At 40.3% G+C, this 24,259-nt stretch carries 21 protein-coding genes, 1 tRNA gene, 2 pseudogenes and 1 other annotated feature (1 of these 25 cut by a window edge); of the genes and pseudogenes, 6 read left to right on the top strand and 18 right to left on the bottom strand.

Features of this window, described 5'->3' with window-relative positions; all coding sequences use genetic code 11:
• Positions 1-88: a binding site (T-box leader), on the bottom strand (it extends 145 nt beyond the left edge of the window).
• 37 nt (positions 89-125) lie between these two features.
• The 6 genes from HMPREF3237_RS00125 to HMPREF3237_RS00100 form a co-directional block, all read right to left on the bottom strand.
• On the bottom strand, positions 126-1,352 hold the full coding sequence (locus HMPREF3237_RS00125) for a DegT/DnrJ/EryC1/StrS family aminotransferase (RefSeq protein ID WP_006146011.1): 1,227 nt from the start codon (positions 1,350-1,352) through the stop codon (positions 126-128).
• Between the two features lie 40 nt (positions 1,353-1,392).
• Positions 1,393-2,085, bottom strand: coding sequence for a sugar transferase (locus HMPREF3237_RS00120; RefSeq protein WP_070888409.1), 693 nt, complete (start codon positions 2,083-2,085; stop codon positions 1,393-1,395).
• A 105-nt stretch (positions 2,086-2,190) separates the two neighbouring features.
• A complete protein-coding gene (locus HMPREF3237_RS00115) occupies positions 2,191-3,933 on the bottom strand; it encodes an ABC transporter ATP-binding protein (RefSeq protein WP_070888408.1) in 1,743 nt (580 codons plus the stop codon).
• Complete coding sequence (locus HMPREF3237_RS00110) at positions 3,923-5,668, bottom strand: ABC transporter ATP-binding protein (protein WP_025168736.1); 1,746 nt, start codon at positions 5,666-5,668, stop codon at positions 3,923-3,925. The genes HMPREF3237_RS00115 and HMPREF3237_RS00110 overlap by 11 nt, the downstream gene beginning before the upstream one ends.
• Positions 5,669-5,731: 63 nt before the next feature.
• A complete protein-coding gene (locus tag HMPREF3237_RS00105; protein WP_006146015.1) occupies positions 5,732-6,367 on the bottom strand; it encodes a DUF421 domain-containing protein in 636 nt (211 codons plus the stop codon).
• A complete protein-coding gene (locus HMPREF3237_RS00100) occupies positions 6,364-6,819 on the bottom strand; it encodes a DUF3290 family protein (protein WP_070888407.1) in 456 nt (151 codons plus the stop codon). Before HMPREF3237_RS00100 ends, HMPREF3237_RS00105 begins: the two co-directional genes overlap by 4 nt.
• A gap of 133 nt (positions 6,820-6,952) precedes the next feature.
• Between HMPREF3237_RS00100 and HMPREF3237_RS00095 the strand changes: the two genes are divergently transcribed.
• Positions 6,953-7,780: an exodeoxyribonuclease III gene (locus HMPREF3237_RS00095; RefSeq protein ID WP_070888406.1), complete on the top strand. Its 828-nt coding sequence runs from the start codon at positions 6,953-6,955 to the stop codon at positions 7,778-7,780.
• 11 nt (positions 7,781-7,791) lie between these two features.
• Positions 7,792-8,178: a bleomycin resistance protein gene (locus tag HMPREF3237_RS00090; protein WP_070888405.1), complete on the top strand. Its 387-nt coding sequence runs from the start codon at positions 7,792-7,794 to the stop codon at positions 8,176-8,178.
• Positions 8,179-8,273: 95 nt separating this feature from the next.
• On the opposite strand, the pseudogene HMPREF3237_RS09135 reads toward HMPREF3237_RS00090, so the two are convergent.
• The 5 genes and pseudogenes from HMPREF3237_RS09135 to HMPREF3237_RS00060 all read right to left on the bottom strand — a co-directional run bounded on the left by HMPREF3237_RS09135 (position 8,274) and on the right by HMPREF3237_RS00060 (position 12,801).
• Positions 8,274-8,734, bottom strand: a pseudogene (locus HMPREF3237_RS09135) (DpnD/PcfM family protein).
• Positions 8,731-9,495 (bottom strand): DpnI domain-containing protein, encoded by a 765-nt coding sequence (locus HMPREF3237_RS00075; RefSeq protein ID WP_070888402.1) that lies wholly within the window; start codon positions 9,493-9,495, stop codon positions 8,731-8,733. The pseudogene HMPREF3237_RS09135 and the gene HMPREF3237_RS00075 overlap by 4 nt, the downstream one beginning before the upstream one ends.
• Before the next feature lie 153 nt (positions 9,496-9,648).
• Positions 9,649-10,053, bottom strand: coding sequence for a PaaI family thioesterase (locus HMPREF3237_RS00070; RefSeq protein ID WP_070888401.1), 405 nt, complete (start codon positions 10,051-10,053; stop codon positions 9,649-9,651).
• Between the two features lie 68 nt (positions 10,054-10,121).
• On the bottom strand, positions 10,122-11,603 hold the full coding sequence (locus tag HMPREF3237_RS00065) for a UDP-glucose--hexose-1-phosphate uridylyltransferase (RefSeq protein ID WP_070888400.1): 1,482 nt from the start codon (positions 11,601-11,603) through the stop codon (positions 10,122-10,124).
• A 19-nt stretch (positions 11,604-11,622) separates the two neighbouring features.
• Positions 11,623-12,801 carry a galactokinase gene (locus HMPREF3237_RS00060; protein WP_070888399.1) on the bottom strand — a complete coding sequence of 393 codons (1,179 nt, stop codon included), beginning with the start codon at positions 12,799-12,801 and terminating at the stop codon, positions 11,623-11,625.
• A gap of 168 nt (positions 12,802-12,969) precedes the next feature.
• Between HMPREF3237_RS00060 and HMPREF3237_RS00055 the strand changes: the two genes are divergently transcribed.
• On the top strand, positions 12,970-13,971 hold the full coding sequence (locus HMPREF3237_RS00055; protein WP_070888398.1) for a LacI family DNA-binding transcriptional regulator: 1,002 nt from the start codon (positions 12,970-12,972) through the stop codon (positions 13,969-13,971).
• Positions 13,972-14,035: 64 nt separating this feature from the next.
• On the opposite strand, the gene HMPREF3237_RS00050 is transcribed toward HMPREF3237_RS00055, so the two are convergent.
• From HMPREF3237_RS00050 to HMPREF3237_RS00040, 3 genes are all read right to left on the bottom strand, one after another.
• The gene (locus HMPREF3237_RS00050; RefSeq protein WP_070888397.1) at positions 14,036-15,073 is read right to left on the bottom strand and encodes a zinc-binding dehydrogenase; all 1,038 of its coding nucleotides are present in this window, start codon (positions 15,071-15,073) and stop codon (positions 14,036-14,038) included.
• A 256-nt stretch (positions 15,074-15,329) separates the two neighbouring features.
• Positions 15,330-17,855 carry an ABC transporter ATP-binding protein/permease gene (locus tag HMPREF3237_RS00045; RefSeq protein ID WP_070888396.1) on the bottom strand — a complete coding sequence of 842 codons (2,526 nt, stop codon included), beginning with the start codon at positions 17,853-17,855 and terminating at the stop codon, positions 15,330-15,332.
• A 96-nt stretch (positions 17,856-17,951) separates the two neighbouring features.
• Positions 17,952-18,851 carry a cation diffusion facilitator family transporter gene (locus tag HMPREF3237_RS00040; protein ID WP_070888395.1) on the bottom strand — a complete coding sequence of 300 codons (900 nt, stop codon included), beginning with the start codon at positions 18,849-18,851 and terminating at the stop codon, positions 17,952-17,954.
• A 134-nt stretch (positions 18,852-18,985) separates the two neighbouring features.
• On the opposite strand from HMPREF3237_RS00040, the gene HMPREF3237_RS00035 reads away from it, so the two are divergent.
• The 3 genes and pseudogenes from HMPREF3237_RS00035 (at position 18,986) to HMPREF3237_RS09120 (ending at position 20,378) form a co-directional block, all read left to right on the top strand.
• Complete coding sequence (locus tag HMPREF3237_RS00035) at positions 18,986-19,522, top strand: TetR/AcrR family transcriptional regulator (protein ID WP_070888394.1); 537 nt, start codon at positions 18,986-18,988, stop codon at positions 19,520-19,522.
• A gap of 15 nt (positions 19,523-19,537) precedes the next feature.
• Entirely contained in the window at positions 19,538-20,008 is a 471-nt protein-coding gene (locus HMPREF3237_RS00030; RefSeq protein WP_070888393.1) for an HXXEE domain-containing protein, read from the top strand.
• 35 nt (positions 20,009-20,043) lie between these two features.
• A pseudogene (locus HMPREF3237_RS09120) lies at positions 20,044-20,378 on the top strand (glucuronide permease).
• A 74-nt stretch (positions 20,379-20,452) separates the two neighbouring features.
• On the opposite strand, the gene HMPREF3237_RS00020 reads toward HMPREF3237_RS09120, so the two are convergent.
• The 4 genes from HMPREF3237_RS00020 to HMPREF3237_RS00005 form a co-directional block, all read right to left on the bottom strand.
• Positions 20,453-21,970, bottom strand: a complete 1,518-nt coding sequence (locus tag HMPREF3237_RS00020) for an ABC transporter permease/substrate-binding protein (RefSeq protein ID WP_070888392.1) — start codon at positions 21,968-21,970, stop codon at positions 20,453-20,455.
• Positions 21,963-22,691, bottom strand: coding sequence for an ABC transporter ATP-binding protein (locus tag HMPREF3237_RS00015; RefSeq protein WP_070888391.1), 729 nt, complete (start codon positions 22,689-22,691; stop codon positions 21,963-21,965). Before HMPREF3237_RS00015 ends, HMPREF3237_RS00020 begins: the two co-directional genes overlap by 8 nt.
• A gap of 171 nt (positions 22,692-22,862) precedes the next feature.
• Positions 22,863-24,002: a DUF4767 domain-containing protein gene (locus HMPREF3237_RS00010; RefSeq protein WP_070888390.1), complete on the bottom strand. Its 1,140-nt coding sequence runs from the start codon at positions 24,000-24,002 to the stop codon at positions 22,863-22,865.
• A 131-nt stretch (positions 24,003-24,133) separates the two neighbouring features.
• Positions 24,134-24,221 (bottom strand) — tRNA-Ser (locus tag HMPREF3237_RS00005).
• Between the last annotated feature and the right edge of the window lie 38 nt (positions 24,222-24,259).

Genomic DNA, 24,259 nt, shown 5'->3' with positions numbered 1-24,259 from the left:
ATTTCATTACTCTCAATCACCTGTTCACAGTAACCACAGGCTCCCTGAAGATTAAAAAATAATTACTTTTCTGATTTGTTTAGATTATTATAAAATTTTGCTTTTTCTTTGTCAAGACCTTTTTGTTATTTTTTTGAAGAACCAAGAACCTCTTCTGAAACTCTAACAAAAGTCTCAATGATATAATCCACTTCTTCATCCGTTAATTTCGTGTGAAGTGGTAGTGTAATCTCGTTTACAAAGTAGGCATAAGCCTTAGGATAGTTTGCCATATCAAAGCCAAGATTCTTATAAGCTGTCAAAAGTGGAAGGGGCTTGTAATGAACGTTACTTGCGATTCCTGCCTTAGCCAATTCTTGGATAATCTGATTTCGCTCTTCGAGACTAGCACCTTCTACATGGGTAACGTAAAGGTGACGACAAGATTCAACAGTATCTGTCTGATGAGTTAAGGGATGAATCCGAGTTCCTGCAAATCCACGGTCATAACGAGACACGATCTCTTTACGACGGTGAAGCAAGCCAGGATAACGGTCCAATTGTACCAAACCAATCGAAGCCATAATATCTGTCATGTTACACTTATAGGCAGGTTTTACAATATCATATTCCCATGAACCTAGTTGCATCTTAGCAAGCGCATCTTTGGTTTGACCATGAAGAGAAAGAATCTGGAATTCCTTGTACATTTCTTCATCATCAATAGCTGGATTAGCTTTCCAAGTTGCACTTCCCCCTTCAGCAGTTGTAAAGTTCTTGACTGCGTGGAAAGAGAATGACGTAAAGTCTGCAATGGCCCCAGCTGGTTGCCCTTTGTAGGTTGAACCTAAAGCATGGGCACTATCAGATACTATAACAATACGATTAAAGACCTTTTGCCACTTGCTAGTAGCTGTAAATAAGTCACGTTTCTTCTCAACAACTTGAAACAAACGATCATAGTCACAGATAATTCCCGCAAGTTCCACTGGGATGATAACCTTAGTCTTCTCAGTAATCGCTTGTTCAAGCTTGTCATAATCCATTTCGAAAGTATCACCTTGGATATCAACCATAACTGGTGTCGCACCTACGTGAGTGATGACACTACATGAAGCTGTATAAGTCATAGCTGGAACGATAACTTCATCACCAGGCCCCACTTCAAGCACGCGCAAAATCAATTCAAGGGCTGCTGTGGCAGAGTTGAGGCAGACTGTTTTAGGTGTCTTAGTGAAGAGAGATAGACGACGTTCCAATTCTTTTGTCTTTGGACCTGTTGTGATCCAACCAGAACGAAGGGTATCTGCTACTTCGGCAATTTCAGCTTCAGTAATATCAGGTGGTGAAAATGGAATATTATACTTTGGCATTGTTTTACTCCTTTTATCGGTTTTAAGTCTTAGAACTACTTTATTTTAAAACTTCAATTACAGTCTGGAACATGATTTTAATATCTCCGAAGAAATTAAAATCACGTAAGTAGGCTAGATTAAAGTGCATCTTCTCTGGAAGGACCCTTTCCACATAAGCCTGATCAACGGTCATACCTTTTGCAGTCATTTGACTGATGATGGCGTCCTCGTCCTTATAGTTAATACTTGCAAACGATGTAATCCCTGCTGGCAATAGCAAAGTGGCCATCATCTCAGGACTATATTGCTCTGTGTAGCGTGGTACTTCAGGACGAGTGCCTACAAAGGACATCTCTCCTTTGAGAACATTGACCAATTGCGGCAGTTCATCCAAACGAACACGACGAATGAAATTTCCAACTTTGGTAATACGGCTATCATTTGCAGAAGTCACTAGGCTTCCTTTTTTATCAGCGTCGGTTACCATGGTACGGAATTTCCATATCTTGAAATGACGGTTGTACTGGGTTACCCGCACCTGCTTGTAAATGACTGGTCCTTTACTATCGAGCTTGATCCAAATGCTTAGAACCAAAAACACGGGTGAGGTCAAGATTAACAAGACTAAGGCTAGAAAGAAATCTAGACAACGCTTGAGGACCAGTGAACCTTTTCTTTTAGAGACAAGCTGGTAATATGGTTTTACCTCGCTCAATTGCATCTCTTGAGGTAGTTCATCCCATCTCAGCATGCACATCCTCCTCTGTTTTTTAAAATGGAATCTTTAAACATTCTACATTATACCACAAAATGAAAGAGCCTGTACAAGAAATCTGAATTTCCAAGGAATTCTTCCTTAGGATAGTGCCCCTGCCTGAAGACTATACATTTTGTAGTAAGTACCTCCCAAGGCTAAAAGTTCCTCGTGGGTCCCACTCTCGATGATTCGTCCCTTGTCTAGGACATAGATACAGTTGGCATCTTGAATAGTAGATAGGCGGTGAGCAATCGCAATGGTTGTCCGTCCTTTTCTCATTTTCGCTAAGGAATTTTGAACGAGTGTTTCTGTTTCAGAATCAATATTAGCAGTTGCTTCATCCAAAATCAGAATTTTGGGTTGACTGGCTACCGTACGAGCAAAAGCCAGAAGTTGACGTTGTCCCGTTGAAAAGCTTGAACCACGCTCAGAAACAGGAGCATTATAGCCATCCGGCAATTTCTGAATGAAGGGATCGGCATCCACAAAAACCGCTGCTTTTTCAATTTCCTCTTCACTGAGATCCTGATACATGGCAATATTCGACTTAATCGTACCATGATAAAGAAAGGGTTCCTGTAAGACTAGCCCAATATTATTTCTCAATTCTTTCTGACTATAGTCTCGGATATCGACATCATCTATATAGACACGACCTGACTGAAATTCATAAAAACGCATGAGAACATTGATGATAGAAGATTTCCCAGAACCAGTATGACCGACAAAGGCGATAGTTTCTCCCTTATTGACCGTAAAGGAAATATCATCCAAAATCTGATGTTTCCCATCATAGGAGAAAGAGACATGTTCAAAGCGGACATTTCCCTCAGTTAGCTGTACATCCTTAGACTGCTGTTCTGGTTCGTACTCCCTTTGATCAATCATAGCAAAGACACGACTTGCTGAAACCATAGAAGTTTGAAGGGTCGAAAAATTCTGTGATACATCGATCAAGGGATCAAAGAGACGATTGATATACTGGATAAATGCATACATAGTCCCTGCAGTGATTCCCATATAAAGACCCCGATAGCCAAAATAAGCCATCAAGACAGCATAACCAAGGAGCTTGAGTAGACTCATCGCAGGTCTCAAAAATAGAGAGTCAACTGAAATGGAACGGTTGGCATAAACAAAATGTTCTTCATTGATTTTGTCAAATTCTTCCTGTAACCGTTTTTCTTGATTGAAAGCCTGAATAATTCGAATTCCTTCGATACTCTCTGCAAGTTTGCTATTGATATCTGATAAGAGGCTCCTCGTTTTTTCGATGATATGGACCGATTTTTTTCGATAAAGATTAACCAAAACAAAAATCAAGGGTAGAAATAAAATGATTAGTCCTGTTAAGCGATAATCCAAGATCATCATGGTGTAAAGGGTCGTCACAAAGATAAAGACTGCTGAGATAAAGCTTGAGAGAATTCCTGAAAACATATCACTAATGGTCTCAGTATCATTGGTCAAACGAGACACGATGGAACCTGCAGGTGTCTTATCAAAGAAGGACATCCCCAGTTTTTCCATATTAGCAAAGGCATCTCGTCGAATATCTCTGACGATACTATAGGACACGCGCGCAAAGAGGAGATTTCCCACGTATTGCACAAGCATTTGCAAGATATAAAGGCAATAATAACCAAGCAACATCAAAATAGCCACATGATTGAGATCATGGAGATAATGGTCAATGAATTGAGAAGCAACAAGAGGAATAACACTCTTAATAATCGTTGTAAATAGGAGAAAGGCAAGCGCACAAATCGTAAGCCAGGTATAAGGTTTGAGATAACGAATGAGGCGTTTCAATACCATCCACTGTTGGTGCTTATTCTGCATCTTCTTCTCCTTTCATTTCTAACTGTTGTGATTCATAGGTTTGGGCATACCAGCCACCCAAAGCCAACAAATCATCGTGTTTCCCGCGTTCAATAATCCGGCCATCCTGTAGAACCAAAATTAAGTCTGCATGGACAACTGCACTAAGACGGTGAGCGGTAATAATGGTTGTCTTATCCTTGCGAGTAGCCTTAAGATTGTCTATGATGGCGTACTCTGTCTTAGCATCCACCGCTGAAAGAGAATCATCCAAAATCAAGATATCTGGATCTAAAATCATGGCACGACTCATGGCCAAACGTTGTTTTTGCCCACCCGATAAGCTGACCCCTTTTTCACCGATAATGGTGTCAAATCCCTGAGGCATCTCTGTAATATCTTGATAGACTTGAGCAAGCTTCGTCGCTTCTACCACTTGTGGAACTGTTAAACTTGGATTTCCAAAACGAACATTCTCGAGGATAGAAGTCGCAAAAAGAAACTGGTCTTGAGGAACATAGCCAATCAAACCACGAAGATCGGTCAAGCGATATTCTCGTATGTCATGCCCATTTAAGTAGATAGCTCCTTGGTTGACATCATACTCTCGTAAAAGCAATTTTAAAAGAGAAGTCTTTCCGGAACCTGTTTGACCAACCAACCCTAAGGTCTGACCTTTTTCTAAGGTAAAATGAATTTCATGTAGCGTATCTTCATCTTCAAAGGCAAAATGATCAATGGCATACTCCAGACGACCATTCTGAATACTAGGGAGTGGATGTTCTGGATCTTTAACTTCAGACTCATGCGTCAAGAGATTTTCAATACGTTGATAAGACACGTTTCCTCTCTGGGTGATGTTAAACAAGAAACCAATCGCCATTAAAGGCCAGACTAACATATCCAAATAACTAATAAAGGTGACTAAATTCCCAACCGTCACACTTCCTGCCTGAATCATGAGTGAACCGACTAAAAGGGTGAGAACATAGGAAAAACCAACAAAAAGTAAGACCATGGGATCAAATAGGTTATCATATTTCATGGTTTGCATATTCTTTTGGAAGGTTCGTTCATTCACTGTTTGAAATGAATCCAACTCATCAGCCTGGTAGCCGAAGGACTTGGTTACTTTAATTCCTGAAACAGACTCCTGAACCTTATTATTTAACTCAGAAAAGGCTGCTTGTGATTGGCTAAAAGCTCGGTGTGTTTTTCGACCTAAACGACTCGTCGCAATCGCCATGAATGGCAATGGAATAATGGCTACCAGTGTCATCTGCCATGAAATACTGAAAAACATAGTGAGCAAGGTGACCAGTGCTGTAATCGTCGCATCTACCGCAGACATTACACCACCACCCGCCAATCGGGTGAGAGAATTGATATCATTGGTCGCGTGGGCCATTAAATCCCCTGTCCGATAGGTCTGGTAAAAAGAGGGAGACATCTTGGTAAAGTGTTCAAACAAACGAGACCGCATGATTTGCCCTAAGCGATAAGAAGTTCCCAAGATATACATACGCCAGACATAGCGAAGATAATAGAGTCCAATCGCAGCAAATACTAGATAGATGAGATTGAGAAGAAGATCCTGATGCGTTAACTGGCCAGAGGTAATGGCATCAATGACATGCCCCATGACCATCGGCGGAATTAAATTCAGAACTGCAACTAGGGTTAAAGCTAGAATACCTATTAAATAACGGCGCTTTTCTAATTTGAAAAACCACCAGAGTTTTCGGATAATGGTCATGTTTTTCCTTTCTAGTTCTACATCTGCAAATTGAAACCTGAGACACATTGCCCCAGGTTTTTCTTATTCATAAGTCACGACTGTTACAACACCTTTGTCGTATTCTGCGATAAAGATGTTTGAAACAGTATCATAGCCTTGTTTACTAAGATTATCGAGGAGCCACTCCTCGCTACGACCGATAGACTCTAGGACATCCAACTGAATCACCCCGTCAGTTACCACAGGGTATTTGGGATTTTCATCACCCATCTGCACCACGATTAGCTGGCCATTTTGTTCCTGAACGGCCCGCTTGACTTGCTTGAGTTGAAAAATCCCTTGGCTACGGAGTTTTAGTGCAACATCCGCTGCAGAGAGTCCAACAGAGCGACAGGCTTCGGGATCGATTTGTCCATTTTTGATGAGTAAAGTTGGTTTACCATCAATCAAGTGTTTAACAAAACGGACATTGTTATTGAGCCATTTCAGCGTCAAGACAAGAATAGTCCACATAATCAAGATAACGGTATACTGGAGAATGGAGATAGAGCTATTATAGATGACACCCCCAATAATCCCACCAAGAACATAGTTTTGAATTTGGTCTGTAGCAGAATTGGGAGCTAGGTTTCCCTTACCGGTTACATTGATAACAAAAACAAGAGAAACCAGACCCAAAGCTAGTTTGATAAAAATTTCAATATAGTTCAGTGTCATTGGTTCACCTCCACTAGTTCAATGTCATCTGTTTGATGCAATTCAATTTTTTCTAGAAGATACTTGTCTGGCTTATTGCCATTCATGGCACGGTAATAGTTGTCCCCTACCTTAAGCAGAGCTCCATCAGTCGTAGCCGATGTATTGACATAAACCTCTGACTTGTCCACTCCTAAGTCCTTTGAAACGATTTCTATAAAATGAAGCGATGTTTGAAATCGATTATTAGAAGCCTGATTGCTCTGATAGCTCGTAATACTCACCAAAATCATCGCTATCAACGAAAGGATGGAAATAATGACAAGCTCACGAAATTTTGTACTCCGTCTGTCACGATAAGCCTTAAAAGCAAAAAATGCAGTAACGATTAATAGAAGAATCCCAATACCAATCATAACTCCATTTTGCTGGTTAATCTGACTGAGAACATAGGCATACGAATAAAATTTCATTCACTTTCTTTCCTTTTTCTAAAATCATTCTTTATTATAAAGCAATAAACTTGATTTTTCAAACCATACGCTGGGGAATTGGGCCTTTTTCTGGTATAATATTGTCTATAATCTGAATGAAAAGGTAAACATTATGAAACTGATCTCATGGAATATTGATTCCCTAAACGCAGCGCTAACGAGCGATTCAGCACGCGCTAAACTCTCTCAAGACGTCCTACAAACCTTGGTAGCCGAAGATGCTGATATCATCGCCATCCAAGAAACCAAGCTTTCAGCTACAGGACCTACTAAAAAACACCTCGAGGTGTTAGAAGAACTCTTCCCTGGATATGAAAATACTTGGCGTTCCTCTCAAGAGCCTGCCCGTAAAGGCTATGCTGGAACCATGTTCCTCTATAAGAAAGAACTCACTCCAAACATTAGCTTCCCAGAAATTGGCGCCCCTTCTACTATGGACTCTGAAGGCCGTATCATCACCCTAGAATTTGATACATTTTTCGTGACTCAAGTTTACACACCAAACGCTGGAGATGGACTCAAACGCTTGGAAGAACGTCAAGTCTGGGATGTCAAATATGCGGAGTACTTGGCTGAATTAGACAAGAAAAAACCAGTCCTTGCTACAGGTGACTACAACGTTGCCCACAAGGAAATTGACCTTGCCAACCCAGCCAGCAACCACCGTTCACCAGGTTTCACAGACGAAGAACGTGAAGGATTTACAAACCTTTTATCCAAAGGATTTACAGATACCTTCCGCCATATCCATGGCGATGTGCCAGAACGCTATACTTGGTGGGCACAACGCAGCAAAACTTCAAAAATCAACAACACAGGCTGGAGAATCGACTACTGGCTCACAAGTAACCGTGTAGCAGATAAGGTTACCAAGTCAGACATGATTGACTCAGGCCCACGCCAAGACCACACACCAATTGTCTTGGAAATTGAATTGTAAGGATTTTCTTTATGAACTACAATGCAGTTATTCCCGAGTTTATAGTCTCGAATCTAGAACAGTCTCGTTCCTTCTACTGCGACTTATTGGGATTCTCTGTCGAATACGAGCGTCCAGAGGAAAAATTTCTCTTCCTCTCGCTTGAAGACTGCCAACTTATGCTAGAAGAAGGCAGCACAGAAGAATTAGCCCAACTAACCTACCCTTTCGGGCGTGGTGTCAATATTTCCTTTGGTATCAAGGATGTCCCCAGACTCTATCAGAAAGTAATCGAGTCTAACTATCCTATTCATCGTCCTTTGACTAAAAGAGAATTTCGAGTTGGTGAACAATATATCTATCCTCATGAATTTGCAGTTTTAGACCCAGATGGCTATTTTTTAAGATTTAGTGAATAAGATAATAGGTCACTAGAGTAGAAAAGTAATAAAAAAGAGGCGTAGGCCTCTTTTTTATTACTAAATCCTAATCTAGCTGTCTTTCATGCGCTCACCTATTCAAATATATGGGTTTCATAGCCCACAAAATCATCAGCATCAAGAACTATTTCACAATTCTTATACTTTTCTCTCACAATACGTTCTGCCTCATATTCAGTCTCAGCTTCTATACTCACTATACGAGTTAGAGTTTCAGTAATTTCTATAGTATACTTTTTCATCTTAAGTTTCTCTCCAATAACTCACTAATTAGCAATAATCTATGTTTTGGGCTTTTCAACCACTCTGGTAATTCATCTCCATATCCCCAGCTATATTTTTTATTCAATAAAGAAAGTTGCTTCTCATCACCAAATTCCATATTTTCAGATAACCACCTCACACAATCAGGGTCTGATAAAGTATAAACCATTACACATAAGTTTTCATAATTACTATCTGTTTCATAATCAGGCCAGATGACTTTTAAGAAATCATACACCTCTTCTGATGCAACAAGTTGTTTCGTTTTCATAATTTCCGATACTTTCCTCTACCTTTAAATTCTATTATTTCTTTATCTCTTAATATTTGAAGCTGTTGCCGAATTTTTTCTTTGATATGATTGTTCTTAACAAAGATATTTTTTAAATCACCTTCAAAACGATACATATCTTCAAGAGTAAATTCTGAACCTTCTATCTTATCTATACAATTTAGAATTTCTATGGTCCAACCTCTTGATGAAAGAGAGTTTTTCCTTAAAAATAAACTTTGTTTATATTCTTTTGTAACTGTTTCTGGGTCTCTAACTTGACCATTTTGCACAAGAAATATCCTACCTTTGGATGGTACTTGTGACAAATCAATATTACAACCAATCCAACCTGCTCGTCTAGCAGTTGGAGCAAGTGGTTTCCTTTGAATAATCGATTTTGGTGTAACAAATTGTTTAGGAAGAACGAGAAAATTATCCACCTCAAAATTTTTTGTGTAAGTTAAAAAAAAGAAATTAGGATTATTATCCGCTTGCACGCGTTCCATCATTGTTGCATAAGCACCATCATTAATTGTTGATGAGAAATTTCCTTTTTTACTTTTTAGCTCAAACTCCTCACTACAGTCATGACAGAAAAAATCTGCTACAGGCCGATTGTTTTCAAAATGATTTAATGATTTTCTCCCACAATTAGGACAATAAGACTGACGGTAAACCCAATCCTCTGTTAAGATACGAGCCTTTTGGCTATTACTTTTATAAGCTTCGACTAATTCTAAATTAAACTGTAAATTCATTTAAAAATTCCTCACTAAAATGAGAATTCACTTGATATTAGCTATTAAGATAAACTATGTTTATTATACCACAGAAACATAATCATTAGCTTGGTATTTCACTCCTCTTACAAGTTAAAATGAGTAGGATAATTTTCCTACTCATTCTTTCTTTTATATCCTCACCTGTCTATCTTCAGATCGTTGTCCTGTGACAAACATGGTGAAGGTTGCCTTGCAGACATTTCGCCCATCTTGGTTGGTGATATCAACATCGACCACACAAGTGGTACGGCCTTGGTGGACACATTCTCCCTTGATGAAAAGGACATCGCCTAGTTTTCCAGCCTTGAGATAGTTGATAGAAGATTGGAGTGTCACTCCATCTAAGCCTAAGGAGATAACTGTCAAGCCACTTACCTGATCACACAAGGTAAAGAGATAGCCTCCATGGGCATTTCCATAGTAGTTGAGGGAGGAGTCCACTACTTTTGTCGTCACCAGGACATGACCGTCTCTCATTGTTTCAATTTCGTAATTTTCAAAAGCTGATATCGCATCAAAATGAAAATCTTTCATACTGTCCTCCTGCTTTTTAAACGACACTATCATACTACTTTTTATAGGCCTATGCAAGGAAGAAGCACTTATTCAGATAAAATTCCGACCTGCTCTACAAAGCGCATAAAGGCTGCTTGTCCTTCTTCTGTTTGCTTGTAAACCCCTGCATCTTCTAAAACACGAGCAAAGATTTTACCCACAGATTCTTGGACAATATTAAGTGCTTGGGCTTTGTCGGTCACGTCAGGATTGGATTTTTTCAACTCATCTGCCCATTCTTGGTGATAATCTGCAACTAAAACATCCTCTCCAACTAGATAAGCTGCAACTTGCTCCAGTTCGTCCTTCAAGCGAGGTGGCAAGATAGCCAAGCCCATAACCTCAATCAAGCCGATATTTTCCTTCTTGATATGTTGCACATCCTTATGGGGATGATATATACCATCTGGATGTTCTGGGGAGGTTTGATTGTCTCGCAAGACCAAATCCAACTCAAACTGTCCATCTCGTTTACGGGCAATCGGTGTAATGGTGTGATGCGGTATCCCATTGCTTCCCGCCAATACCTGTACACTTGGATCTGAGTACTGCCGCCAAGAAAGTAAGATTTTCTCAGCAAGGTTCGTCAAATCTTCGTTCGAATCTGAAGTCAATCGGATGACCGACATAGGCCACTTAACGATTCCAGCTTTGACATTCTCAAAACCTTGGAAGTGGAAGCTTTGTTGCAAAGGAGCTAACTCCATTGGGAAAACATGGCGACCACCTTGATAGTGATCATGGGTCAGAATAGAACCCCCAACGATTGGTAAGTCCGCATTTGAACCAGCAAAGTAGCCTGGAAATTGCTCCACAATAGACAGCAGTCTCTCAAAACTGTGGCGACTAATAGCCATAGGACGATGCTTGCTATCTAGGAAAATACAGTGCTCATTAAAGTAAGCGTAAGGCGAATATTGGAAGCCCCACTCATGCCCATCCATTGAAAATCTAATAATACGATGATTACTCCTAGCAGGATGGTTGACACGGCCATGATACCCTTCATTTTCCATACAGAGCTGACATTGAGGATAGTTACTAGACTTAACTAGCTTGGCTGCCGCAATCGCCTTAGGATCCTTTTCAGGCTTAGACAGATTGATGGTAATCTCAAGTTCACCGTAGTCAGAAGGAACACGATAAGCGATGTTTTTCGCAATGGCTTTGAGTTTGATGTAGTCATTCTTCTGACTGAGTTGGTAAAAGTCTGCAATCGCCTGCTCTGGTGACTGAGCATAGGTATCCCAAAAGTCACGATTAACCTGACTTGGACACGGAGTCACCAAGTCCATGAGGTCTGCACCGAGGATTTCACGCGCAGTCTGACCATCTTCAATTGTTTCTAATCGAACGGCTTCCTCGACTAATTGGTCTTTTAGGTCAATCAACTCAGAAACATTGATTTCAACTTCCAAAACGCCATCTCCAACCAGTGCCAAAACACGATTGGTCAGATAGATACGATCCAACTCCTCATAAGAACTTTCTTCAATAACTTGTGTTACAAATTTTTCGACTAAAGTCACTTATAAAGCCTCCTTTCGACTATTCAAGTACACGGCTACCACCTGCAACTTCAGCAATATAGAAGCTTGGAGCGTAGCCAACGACTTCCTCGTAGCGTTTTCCAACAGCTTCTTTAAAGGCATTCACAGCTTCTTTTTGAACCAAGGCAATCGCGCAACCACCAAAACCTGCTCCTGTCATACGAGCACCGAGGACACCTTCTTGTTCCCAAGCTGTATGGACAAGAGTATCCAATTCCAAGCCAGTCACTTCGTAATCATGTTCCAGAGACACATGAGAGGCATTCATCAAACGACCAAACTTATGTAAATCTCCCGCTTGAAGTGCTGCTTGTGCCTTCAGGGTCCGTTGATTTTCAAGAACAGCATGGCGCGCACGTTTTAAACGATTTTCGTCTTTGATAAGGTAGCTATATTCATCAAAAGCCCACTCGTCCAATTCACCTAAAGTCTGGATATCCAAGGCAACTTGGAGTTCTTCTACTGCTTTTTCACATTCCGCACGGCGTTCATTGTACTTCGAATCAGCCAATTCACGACGTTTGTTGGTGTTCATGATGACAACGACATTGTCTTTCAAATCAAGGGGAACCAGGTCGTATTCTAGAGTATTAGTATCTAGATAAATGGCACGTTGGTTAGCCCCCATACCAATCGCAAATTGGTCCATGATACCAGAGTTCACACCGATAAAGTTATTCTCTGTCAATTTCCCGATTTTTACTAAATCTAAACGGTCCAATTTTAGATCAAAGAGATATTCTGCTACAACACCTGTCAATAACTCCAAAGAAGCTGAAGATGACAAACCAGCACCATTGGGGATATTCCCATAGACATAGAAATCAAAGCCTTTATCAATCACATGCCCAGCTTCTTGCAAGAAATGAAGAACACCTTTTGGATAATTGGTCCAATTGTGTTCTTTCTCAAATTTAAGGTCAGCAAGAGGAACTTCGATGATTCCTTTGTCCTCAAAGTTTGCGGAATAGAAACGTAATACTTGGTCATCACGCTTACGAGCTGCTCCATAAGTTCCTAGTGAAATAGCTGCCGGGAAAACATGGCCACCATTATAGTCAGTATGTTCCCCAATCAAGTTGATACGACCAGGTGAGAAGAAGGTTTGGTCTGCTTCTTGACCAAAAACAGCAAGAAAATCCTTGCTAAGTGTGTCAGCAGTAAGATGTTGTGTCATATGAATTCTCCTTTGACAATTTGTTAGGTAAAAAAGTTTATCCTGTAATCGTTTTCTTCTATTGTACCTAAGGCTTTTACTTAGGTCAACATTTTTACCGATATTTTACTAAACAACAGGTAAAAAGATAGAAAAATATGCTATAATAACCTAAAAAGGAGGGGAATTATGGCTACGCTCAAAGATATCGCTCAACTTGCCTCTGTCTCAATTGCAACGGTATCCCGCGTTCTCAATCGCGATCAGAGTCTATCTGTCACGGAAGAAACCCGACATCGTATTTTAACAGTTGCCGAAGAACTAGGCTATACCAAACACCTCAAAACTGGTGAATCTCATAAACTCAAACAAAAGATTGCTATTATCCAATGGATCAGTGAGCAAGGAGAGCTAGAGGACCTCTACTACTATCAGATTCGACTTGGTATTGAAAAGAGAGCCCAAGAACTAGATTACGATATCTTGCGCTATTTTAATGATCAACCATTCACACTTAGCGAAGAGGTCATTGGAATTCTCTGTATTGGGAAGTTTAGCAAGGCACAAATCACTTCCTTCGAAAGCTATCATAAACCTCTTGTCTTCCTCGATAGTGATACACTAAACTTGGGCCACACCTGTGTCATTACGGATTTTTATAATGCTGTCAGACAGGTCGTTGATTACTTTACTGATTACGAGCTTGAAAGGATTGGTATCTTATCTGGACTTGAAACAACCACTGACCAGGAAGAAGTCATCGCGGATAAGCGTTTAGATTACTTTAAATCCTATACACAAGAAAAAGGAATTTATAACGAGAAATTTATTTTCCAAGGTCTATTTACTGCCCAATCTGGATACGACTTGATGAAAGAGGCTATCGAAAAACTAGGAGATCAACTTCCACCAGACTTTTTTGCAGCTAGTGATAGTTTGGCCATTGGTGCCCTTCGCGCCCTTCAAGAAGCCAACATCAGCATTCCAGAGCGCGTCAGCATTATTTCCTTTAATGATACCATTCTAACCAAGCAAGTGTTCCCACCCCTTTCCAGTATCACCGTCTACACCGAAGAAATGGGACGTACAGGAATGGATATTTTGAATAGGGAAGTCCTTCACGGTCGTAAAATTCCAAGCCTCACCATGCTAGGTACCAAATTGACTGTAAGAGAAAGCACCTTGCATTAAGCACACCAGTTGAACATAAAAAATCCTAATGGAGATTCTCAAATCTCCATTAGGATTTTCTTTTTTATTCCATCACAATCATAGACTTGATAGTCTTGCGTTCGTCCATGTCTTTATAAGCTTGGTCGATATCTTTCAGTTTGTAACTTGAAGTAAAGACACGACCTGGATTGATATCACCGTCAAGGACAGCTTTGAGCAAGAATTGCTTATCGTATGTTGTCGCAGAAGCTGCTCCACCTGCAACAGAGATATTCTGCATAAATGTCGAACCAAGAGCACGATTTTTATAATGTGGAACTCCTACAAATCCCATGCGACCGCCATTATGAAGGACACCCAGTGCTTGCTCAACAGCCACCTCCGTACCGACACACTCAAGTGCCGCATCTGCTCCACCGCCAAGAATTTCACGTACCTTGGCAATTCCGTCTTCTCCTCGCTCAGCTACAACAGCTGTCGCACCCGACTCTAAGGCCATCTTTTGACGATCTTCATGACGACTCATCAGGACAATTTGAGAAGCTCCACGCATCTTAGCTGCAATGACAGCACATTGGCCAACAGCCCCATCCCCAATAACGACAACCTTGTCGCCTTTTTGCACATTAGCCACACGTGCTGCATGGTAACCGGTCGGCATGACATCAGCAAGTGTTAAAAGTGATTTCAGCATTCCTTCTGTATAATCATAGGGTTGTCCAGGAATTTTAACCAGGGCCCAGTTAGCATAGTGGAAGCGGATATATTCAGCTTGAAAATTCCCTCCTAGATTATTTCCAATATGATTATCACAGGACCCATCAAATCCAGCCTGACAGGCATCGCACTCCCCACAACCATGAGTAAATGGTACAATCACAAAATCACCTGGTTTCACCGTTGTTATGGTTTCTCCAGTTTCTTCAACGATTCCAATCGCTTCGTGTCCACTATTTTTATGTCCCGCTTTAATATCTGGATTGCGATAACTCCAAAGGTCTGAACCACAAACGCAAGCACGAACGACACGGATAATCACATCATCTGCTTCTTGTATGGTTGGACGCTTAATTTCTCCAAGCCCAACCTGACCTGCTTTTTTATAGACTGCTGCTTTCATTAACATATACCTCTTCATTTTAACTACTTCAAGTATACACTTTTTTACAAGTTTCCGCTCCTACCAACTACTTCTTAAGAGCGATAAGGCACTAGTTAACGGCAATATCGTATATTCTTTTTTGAAAATAACGCTTCATCGAAAATTTCTTTATTCGTGTGAGGTGAAATTTCCTGATTCTGTTTTGATTAGATTCTAAGCAATAGAAAAAGTGAATAAAGGATGTTTCCCTTTATCCACCTTTTGAGTTTTGTTCTTATTCGCTGCGGAGCGATTCGACTGGGTCTTTCTTCGCGGCGATACGTGAAGGGATGAGACCTGCTAACATGGTAAGGATAATGGAGGTACCGATGAGGATAAGTGCTGCTTCCCATGGTAATTGCGCCACATTTTCTACGTTAGTCATTTTTGCAACAATCGTATTGATTGGAATCGTCGCAAGGAGCGTAATGGCGATACCGAGTACCCCGGAGATAAATCCTTCGATGGCTGTTTCAGCGGTGAAGATACGACGGATGTCTTTCTTCGAAGCCCCCATTGCACGTAGGATTCCGATTTCTTTGGTACGCTCAAGAACCGAGATGTAGGTGATAATCGCAATCATAATCGATGATACGATGAGCGAGATGGCTACGAAACCAACAAGTACCGTTGTAATCACGCCAACCATTGTTGTAATGGAGGACATAATGGTTTGGATATCATCGGAGTAGGCGAGGGCTTTATCGTCTTCACCAGCATCTTTCTTGTCCGTGTTGTAGGCATTAATGAAGTCCTTCAACTCTTGTTTTTGTTGGAAGGAAGAGGTGTAGAACTCGATGGCAGCCGGTTTGGATTTGTCGATGACACCCAATTTTTCGAGATTTTCCTCGTAAGTGGCAGCCGAGTTGTCATTGTATTGTTGGATGTATTGCGCTTGTTGTTCAGGCGTCATTTTTGCCAATTGGATTTTTTCTTCTTGAGTTAAATCAGCCGAATTGAATGGTTTTGGATCTTTGGCAAATGCTTTTCCAGTAAATACATTGATGGTTGGGTTGGCTTCTTGCTCTTTCACGATGGCACTGTTTTGAATTTGCTCAGAAGTGTAATCGATAAGGGCGCTCGTGTAAGCCACACCACCAGAAGGAGAGTTCACACCAGAACTGGTGCCTTCTTTTTGACGAAGAACGCCGACGATTTTAAGTTCGAGGCCGTTCTCGATTTGAGTTTTCATATAAGAAGCATTATTAATTTTATTCATCCATCGGTTGTTCTCTTTTGCGAATCGATTTGTATTTACGACTGCTTTGAATGTTTTTCCGATAAAATCACTATATTGATACGTTTGAGATCCTAGTTCATCTAATTTTTTTGCATCGTTTAATTCGCTAGGATCTTTGATACGTAAACTATAGAGAAGTAAATCACTGATTTCGTTATTTTCATCAACAATCAGAACGATTTCTGATTTATCTTGAGGGAAACGTCCTTCTAGCACATCGTATTGACTTTCAAGCATATTCGAATCACTAGAAAGCTCACTCCAATAATCGATATTTTGTAAGTAACCCTTAATCGTTTGGTTGCTTGTGTCCACTTCATCCGCTAAAGTTGAAGGAAGGATGCTTTTAGGACCGTTTGACGTATCTGTTGCATAAATATATGGTTGCAAGTTGTAACGGTAGCGAATATCTTTGGTAAGAGCTTGAACCTCTGAAGCGTGTTCGTCTAAATAAGACTTGAAGGAGGCTAGGTCATTTTTTCCGATTTGTTTTTTCAATAATTTGGTTAAAACGGTATTGATACCAAGCTCGTTATTGTCTTTATAGGGTTTCTCACTTAGATCTGGAGAGGTTGCTAGCAGATTGCTCTGATTCTTCTCGCTAATCGTTAGCGGAAGAGAGACGAGGGTATCTTCCTGTGTCTTTTTTACATAGCCACTCACACCATTTGAAAGTGCCAAGATAAGGGCAATCCCGATAATTCCGATGGAACCGGCAAAGGCAGTCAGGAAGGTACGGCCTTTTTTCGTCAATAGATTATTAAAGGAAAGGGCAAGGGCCGTCAGATAGCTCATCTTCGTCTTCGTGAACTGAATGTCCCCTTGTTTAGATTCTTCGATTGGTTCGTATGGATTCGAGTCGCTTAAGATATTTCCATCTAATACTTGTACGATTCGAGTGGAGTACGTCTGTGCCAGTTTCGGGTTATGCGTCACCATGATCACGAGACGTTCCTTGGCGATGTCCTTTAATAACTCCATGATTTGAACAGAAGTCTCAGAATCGAGCGCTCCAGTCGGTTCGTCGGCTAAAACGACTTTTGGATTATTGACAAGGGCACGCGCAATCGCAATCCGTTGCATTTGTCCCCCAGACATTTGGTTTGGTTTCTTATATAAATGGTCTTTTAATCCAACGCGTTCGAGCGCTTCGATGGCACGTTTCTTGCGTTCCGATTTGGAAACACCAGAGAGCGTCATTGCAATCTCGACGTTTGAGAGTGCCGTTTGGTGGCCGATGAGATTATACGACTGGAAGACGAATCCAATCGTGTGGTTTCTGTAGCTATCCCAATCGCGATTTTTAAATTGCTTTGTTGATTCTCCTTGGATAAGTAAATCACCCGAAGTGTATTGGTCGAGTCCACCAATGATATTTAAGAGGGTAGTTTTTCCTGAACCCGATTGCCCGAGAATCGAGACGAACTCATTTTCACGGAAGCGAATCGAGATATCCTTCAGCGCGTGAAACTCTTGATTACCCGTATGATAAACTTTTGAAATATGTTGTAACTGTAACATCGACTCTATCCTTTCAGTGTTATAAGTAGTCTATCATAATTTTATAATGGAGTAAATATGTTAAATTTACAATTCAACAAATGGATAATCAACTTCTTATGAATGATCATGTCCATGGTTTCTATTTGCTTCTAGCTCTGCCATATTGCGTTTATGGGCTCGGTGAGTCGCCAGATCTTCATCGACCTCAATGGTGACATTTTGAAAGCCACAATCTTTGAGTAAGTCTCGAATGGATTCTTTACAAACTTCCATATGTTTGACATGTTCTAGACAAACATGGATAATGGCATTTTTCTCCAAGCCATCCATGGTCCAGAGATTGAGCTGATTGACGCTAGCGACATGGTCCAATTGCTCCAAATCACTCTTGATCTTCTGGATATCTACTCCTTCTGGCACAGCATCGAGGAAAATTTTGAGCGTAGACCAAAAACGTGGAATGGCTTTTGAAAGAATAAACAAAGAAATAGCGAGTGATAAAAGCGGGTCTAGGATATACCAGTCTGTAAATCTGAGAATAATGGCCATCAGAATAACGGCTAACCAACCCAAAGTATCTTCCAAAAAATGGAGACTGAGAATGGATTCGTTCTTGGTTTTCCCCTTTTCAACAATCAGACTCGCAATCACATTGATAACAATTGCAATAACACCAATCCAAAACATCCCTTGGCTATTAACTACTTGCGGATGGAAAAGCTTACTGATATTTTCCAGCAACACCATCATGGAACCAGTCATCAAGATGACAGCAGTAACGAGCGCACCTAAAAGGCTAAAGCGTTTATAACCAAGAGTATAGCGACTGTCTTCTTCGCGATTGGAAATACTTTCAAGAAGTGCTGATAGACCAATAGCCAAAGCATCTCCTGTATCATGAACAGCATCCGCTAAAACCGCACTCGAATGGAAAATTCCCCCTGAGATAAACTCAATCATAGCAAAGACACTATTTAGAAGAAATACCAACCAAACTGCACCTTTTGAAGTCATTTTTACTCTCCTTTGGTATAATAGTCTTATGAACACCTTGTTCATTCTTATTATCCCCCACCACTCAAAGAAAGGATAGAAGCAGTTCGTTCAGTTCGTACGATTCTGAACATTTTGTTTCAAATGTACATCAAGTGAAAAAAGATCGCCGTATCAATAAGACAAAAAAAGCTATCTATCAAGCATTCTTACAGCTACTAAATTCTAAAAGATACGAAACCATTACCGTTCAAGAAATTATCGACTTGGCAGACGTTGGTCGTTCAACCTTTTACAGTCATTATGAAAGTAAGGAATTACTCCTAGATGAACTCTGTCGGTACCTTTTCCATCACCTCTTTGAACGTGAAGAGCACCTCTCAACCGAGGATTATTTGGCGCATATCTTTTTGCATTTTAAGAAAAATCAAGACCATATTACCAGTCTTCTCTTATCAAAAAATGACTACTTTCTCCGCCAACTGCAAAAAGAACTCAGACACCATGTCTACCCTATGGTCGTCCCATACTTGCAAACAGTTCATCCCAAGATTCCGTCATCCTATCTTCAACACTTTGTCGTTACGAATTTCATCGAGACCTTGACCTGGTGGCTGAGAGAAGGAAAAATCCATACTGAGCGAGAAGTGGTCCAGTTTTATTTGGAAATTCTGAAAGTGGATTCGAATTAGAAAGGAGTGTTTTCAATGTCCATCGTGCAATTTTATTTTCTTTTTCCAGCCCTATTCATGCTTCACGAACTCGAAGAAATCGTTTGGATGCCAACCTTTGTCAAAAAAATATCAATCCAGTATCCAAACAATCGAATCCTACCTTATTACACTCCTTTTGCTTTCAATGCCATTGTCTTGGAGCAATTTCTGATCCTACTTCTTTCGCTTTTCCTTAGTTGCTGGTTTAACAACTATACCATTTACGCAACCATTGTAATTGCTTATATCTATCATGTGGTCGGACATCTTATTCAGACAATTGTCATTCGAAAATATGTCCCCGGATTGTTGACTGGCATTTTTACGAGTTTATTTTCTCTATTCTATCTCAAAAATAACGTACCCATCAATCTTTATTGGTACTCTTTCATTACCTTATCACTTATCCTTGTAAATCTTGTATTATCATTTATAATTCTACATAAAATCAGTCATAAAAAATAGCACTCAGGCAATCATATCCTAGAAAAGAAACTTCTATGTCACTTTATCTTATTTTTGGCATCATCACAGTCTTCTTAGCCCTTGTTTTTGCCCTTCTTCATTTATTGACCAGCCTTTCAGAATAAAGAAAGAGCAAAAACACTATAGGAAATCGGCTTCTCCTTATCGGAAGTAGCATTGCAACCTTATCTCTCATCCTCTACTGCTTTTTGCTGATTGTCGCACTATTCATTTGACTAATCGGCTGTGGTTTGATTTGCTACGGAGCCTATTGGAATGGCAAACAAAAAGAAAACTTCCAATTTCAACCCACCATCTGATTCGAATTGGAATCGCACTTGTGCTTACACTTTTGTTAGCCTGGATATAATAAAAAAGGATCGTCTGATCCTTTTTATTTACTGTTAAGAGTATCAACTAATCCAATAATCCTTTGAGAATTGATTACTTTAGAATCCCTTCTCGCACCAAAAACTCACGTGCTACTTCTTCAGCTGATTTGCCTTCCACACCAACCTGGTAGTTCATCTGACTCATCTGGCTCTCCGTGATTTTCCCAGCTAGTTTATTAAGAACAGCTTCCAACTCAGGATGTTTTTCAAGTAATTCAGCTTTCATGAGCGGAGCTCCTTGATAAGGAGGGAAGAGGTGTTGATCATCCTCCAAAACTACCAAATCATAGCGAGCAATCTCCGCATCCGTCGAATAAGCATCCGTTATCTGGATATCACCTGATTGAATAGCTTGGTAGCGTAAAGCGGGCTCCATAGTAACAACATTAAGATTCAAGCCATAAAGAGTTTTTAATCCTTTATTGCCATCCTCACGGTCATTGAATTCGAGTGTAAATCCTGCCTTGAGCTGACCCTCAACCTTTTTCAAATCTGAAATCGTCTTAAGGCCATATTCTTGTGCAATCGTTCTTGGTACAGCTATTGCATAAGTATTTTGATAAGCCATAGGCTTAAGAAAAGCGAGTTGATCCTGCTTTAAGATACCATCACGCGCTACTTCATAAACCTTCTCTGGATCATGACTAACTTTTGGAGAGGGCTGCAATAAACTTTCAGTTATAGTACCCGAAAACTCAGGATAAATATCAATGTCACCTTTTTTCAAAGCTTGATAAAGAAAGTCAGTCTTCCCAAAGTTAGGTTTAACCGTCACCGTCATATTGGTATTTTCCTCGATGAGAAGTTTATACATATTCATGAGAATCTCAGGTTCAGGTCCCAACTTCCCAGCTATAACCAGATTTTCTTTCTCTTTGTTAGGAATCATGCTTGGAGCATAACTAGCTCCCAAGCCAAGGAACATAACAGCAAAGGCTGCAACAATCGTACGCAACTTTGCCTTTTCCAACCATTTGAGAACAGCATTAAAGAGAATCGCCAAAATGGCTGATGAGATTGCTCCGATTAAAATCAAACTAGCATTCCTACGATCAATTCCCAAAAGGATAAAGGAACCTAAACCTCCAGCTCCAACAAGAGCGGCTAGTGTCGCTGTCCCTATAATCATGACAGTCGCTGTCCGAACTCCCGATACAATGACAGGCATAGCCAGTGGAATTTCAAACTTCTTGAGTCGCTCCCACTTGGTCATACCAAAAGCAACCCCTGCTTCCTCAAGACTAGGATCAATACCATTCAAGGCTGTGATTGTATTCTCCAAAATCGGGAAAATAGCATAAATAACAAGAGCTGTAAGGGCTGGCAAAGTTCCAATCCCCATCAATGGAATGAAAAGTCCCAGAAGAGCCATGGAAGGAATGGTCTGGAAGATACCAGCCACTTGTAGCACCCAGTTCGCTGCTTTTTTGTGACTATTTAGATAAACAGCAAGCGGGATAGTCAGAAAAATAGCTACTAATAAGGTTAAAAGAGATAATTGCAAGTGCTGTCCTAGGGCCGTTACCCAGTCCCCAAAACGCTCTTGAAATGTTGAAATCAAATTAGACATGACGGCTACCTCCAAACAAGTCTGCTACAAAGTCTGTCGCAGGTGCTTGTAAAATGGTTTCAGGTTCTGCAACCTGGCGAATTTCTCCATCCTGTAAAACGGCAATGCGATCCCCTAATTTTATGGCTTCGTCCGTATCATGTGTTACAAAGATGGTGGTCATACCGAACTCCTTGTGTAAGTTTTTGGTGAGATCCTGCAACTGCTTGCGGGAAATAGCATCCAAAGCTGAAAACGGCTCATCCATCAGTAAGATTTTGGGTTCTCCAATAATGGCTCGCACAATGCCAACACGTTGTTGTTCCCCACCTGACAGCTCGTGGGGTTTACGATTGGCGTAATCAGAAGCTGGAAGGCCTACTTTTTCTAAGAGCTCTTCCGTTTTCGATGTGATTTGCTCCTTACTCCAGCCCTTCATCTCAGGAATGAGAGCAATATTTTCCGCAACGGTCAAGTTTGGAAAGAGGGCAATAGCTTGAAGGACATAACCAGTAGACAGACGTAATTCGCGTTCATCATAGTCCTTGATCCGTTTCCCATCCATGTAGATATTGCCATCAGTCGGCTCAAGTAGCCGATTGATCATCTTGATCATGGTGGTTTTCCCTGATCCTGAAGGACCCACTAGCACCATGAATTCTCCATCTTCAATATGGAGATTGACATCTTTTAAAATATCCTTATCCGTGTAGCGCAAGGCTACATGTTTATATTCAATCATATTCTTCCTCACCATCTCCTTAAAAGCTAAGATCCTTATCTAACTTTTTATAAGAGTATAATCATTATTATGATATTGTAATACTAGAAATTACATCTGTCAACAATTTTGATTTGAAATCATATATAAGAAAAAGAGTTTGGCTAAGGCCAAACTCTCCATTATGATTGATTATTCTTCTTCCACCAAACGTTTAAACTCTGCTTGGATTTCTGTATTTTCTGTCGGTTTTAAGTACATGATTCCACCATTTGTCGTTGGTGAATGAAAAACAATCGTTTCTCCTGTGTTAGTTATCGCAAAAAAGTAACTATGCACATCTGGGTATTTATCCCAATTACTATAACGCTCTACAATTCGGTACTGGGCATTTCCTAGACCTGTATCCGTATACTCAGCATTCATTTTCTCACTTGGTCCATCATCCCTAAGTGTATAGAGGTGGTCAGCCCCTACATCTCCTCCTGAAATTCCCTTTTTATAATTCGGTTGGCCTAGCCTTTCTCCCCAGCCCTTAATGAATGCTTCTAATTTAGCAGATTTACTAGCATTCCAAGGAGCTTTTTGTTTTTCTCCCGTGATAGTCGTCGAGCCACTAGAACCTTCAAATTTCTGCCAATCTAGTTGATTGAAATTCATTAATTCTGACTCTGATTTACCAAAATCAGAATGCAAACTTTTGTTACCTGGAACACGAATGTTCTGTTCCTGAATTTTATTTGCTGCTTGCTGGTTCGGATTCATATGATAAAGTACCCCTCTGCCTTCACCTGATCCAGAGGACCAGCTTAATTCTAGTATATCTCCATCCTTATAGATATTCATAGAATTTCTAGCACCACCATGGCCCGCTACAAAACCTTCTGCTAAAAGTATCGGTTTCTCATTCACAAGATAATAGAGACCCGAAATAAAATACTCACCACTTGATTGCTCAATACCAACTAGCAATTCCTCTACACCATCTTGATTAAGATCCGCATATGCATATCGTATCTTATCTGCTTGATAAATCGCATTTTCAACTGACCAACTATTGATAGGCCGTTCAGTGCCTTGTAAACTCTTATAGAGATCAGCAATTGCATTAACATCCTTCGGTGTAGATAGTATTTTTTGGTAATTATCAAAAACTGGCTTGTAAAATTCTTTAAAACTTTTCTTAGACTCCACGCTTGTTTGTTCATCTGTAATTGATTGACTGACACTTGTTGATAAACTCATATCATTACCACTATGATTTCTACAACCAAACGTAAAAAAACTAAAGAATAGAACTAACAAGCCTCCTAAGACTCTCTTATCTTTCATAAAGAACTCCTTTACAGTTAAACATAGTTAATATAGCAATTTCACTTACATTATATCAAATATTTAACTTTTATAGGAAGAATAATATAAAATCAAGGAAATAAAAAAAGAGCTATATAGCTCTTTAATTACGGAGAATAAGGGATTCGAACCCTTGCGCCAGTTACCCGACCTAACGATTTAGCAAACCGTCCTCTTCAGCCTCTTGAGTAATTCTCCTATTAATGGGCACGAGTGGACTCGAACCACCGACCTCA

Origin of the sequence: Streptococcus sp. HMSC34B10, assembly GCF_001839505.1 — a bacterium.
GTDB classification, from domain to species: Bacteria; Bacillota; Bacilli; order Lactobacillales; family Streptococcaceae; genus Streptococcus; species Streptococcus peroris.
The sequence above is the reverse complement of the archived record's forward strand: the minus strand, read 5'-3'. Positions and strand labels throughout refer to the sequence as shown.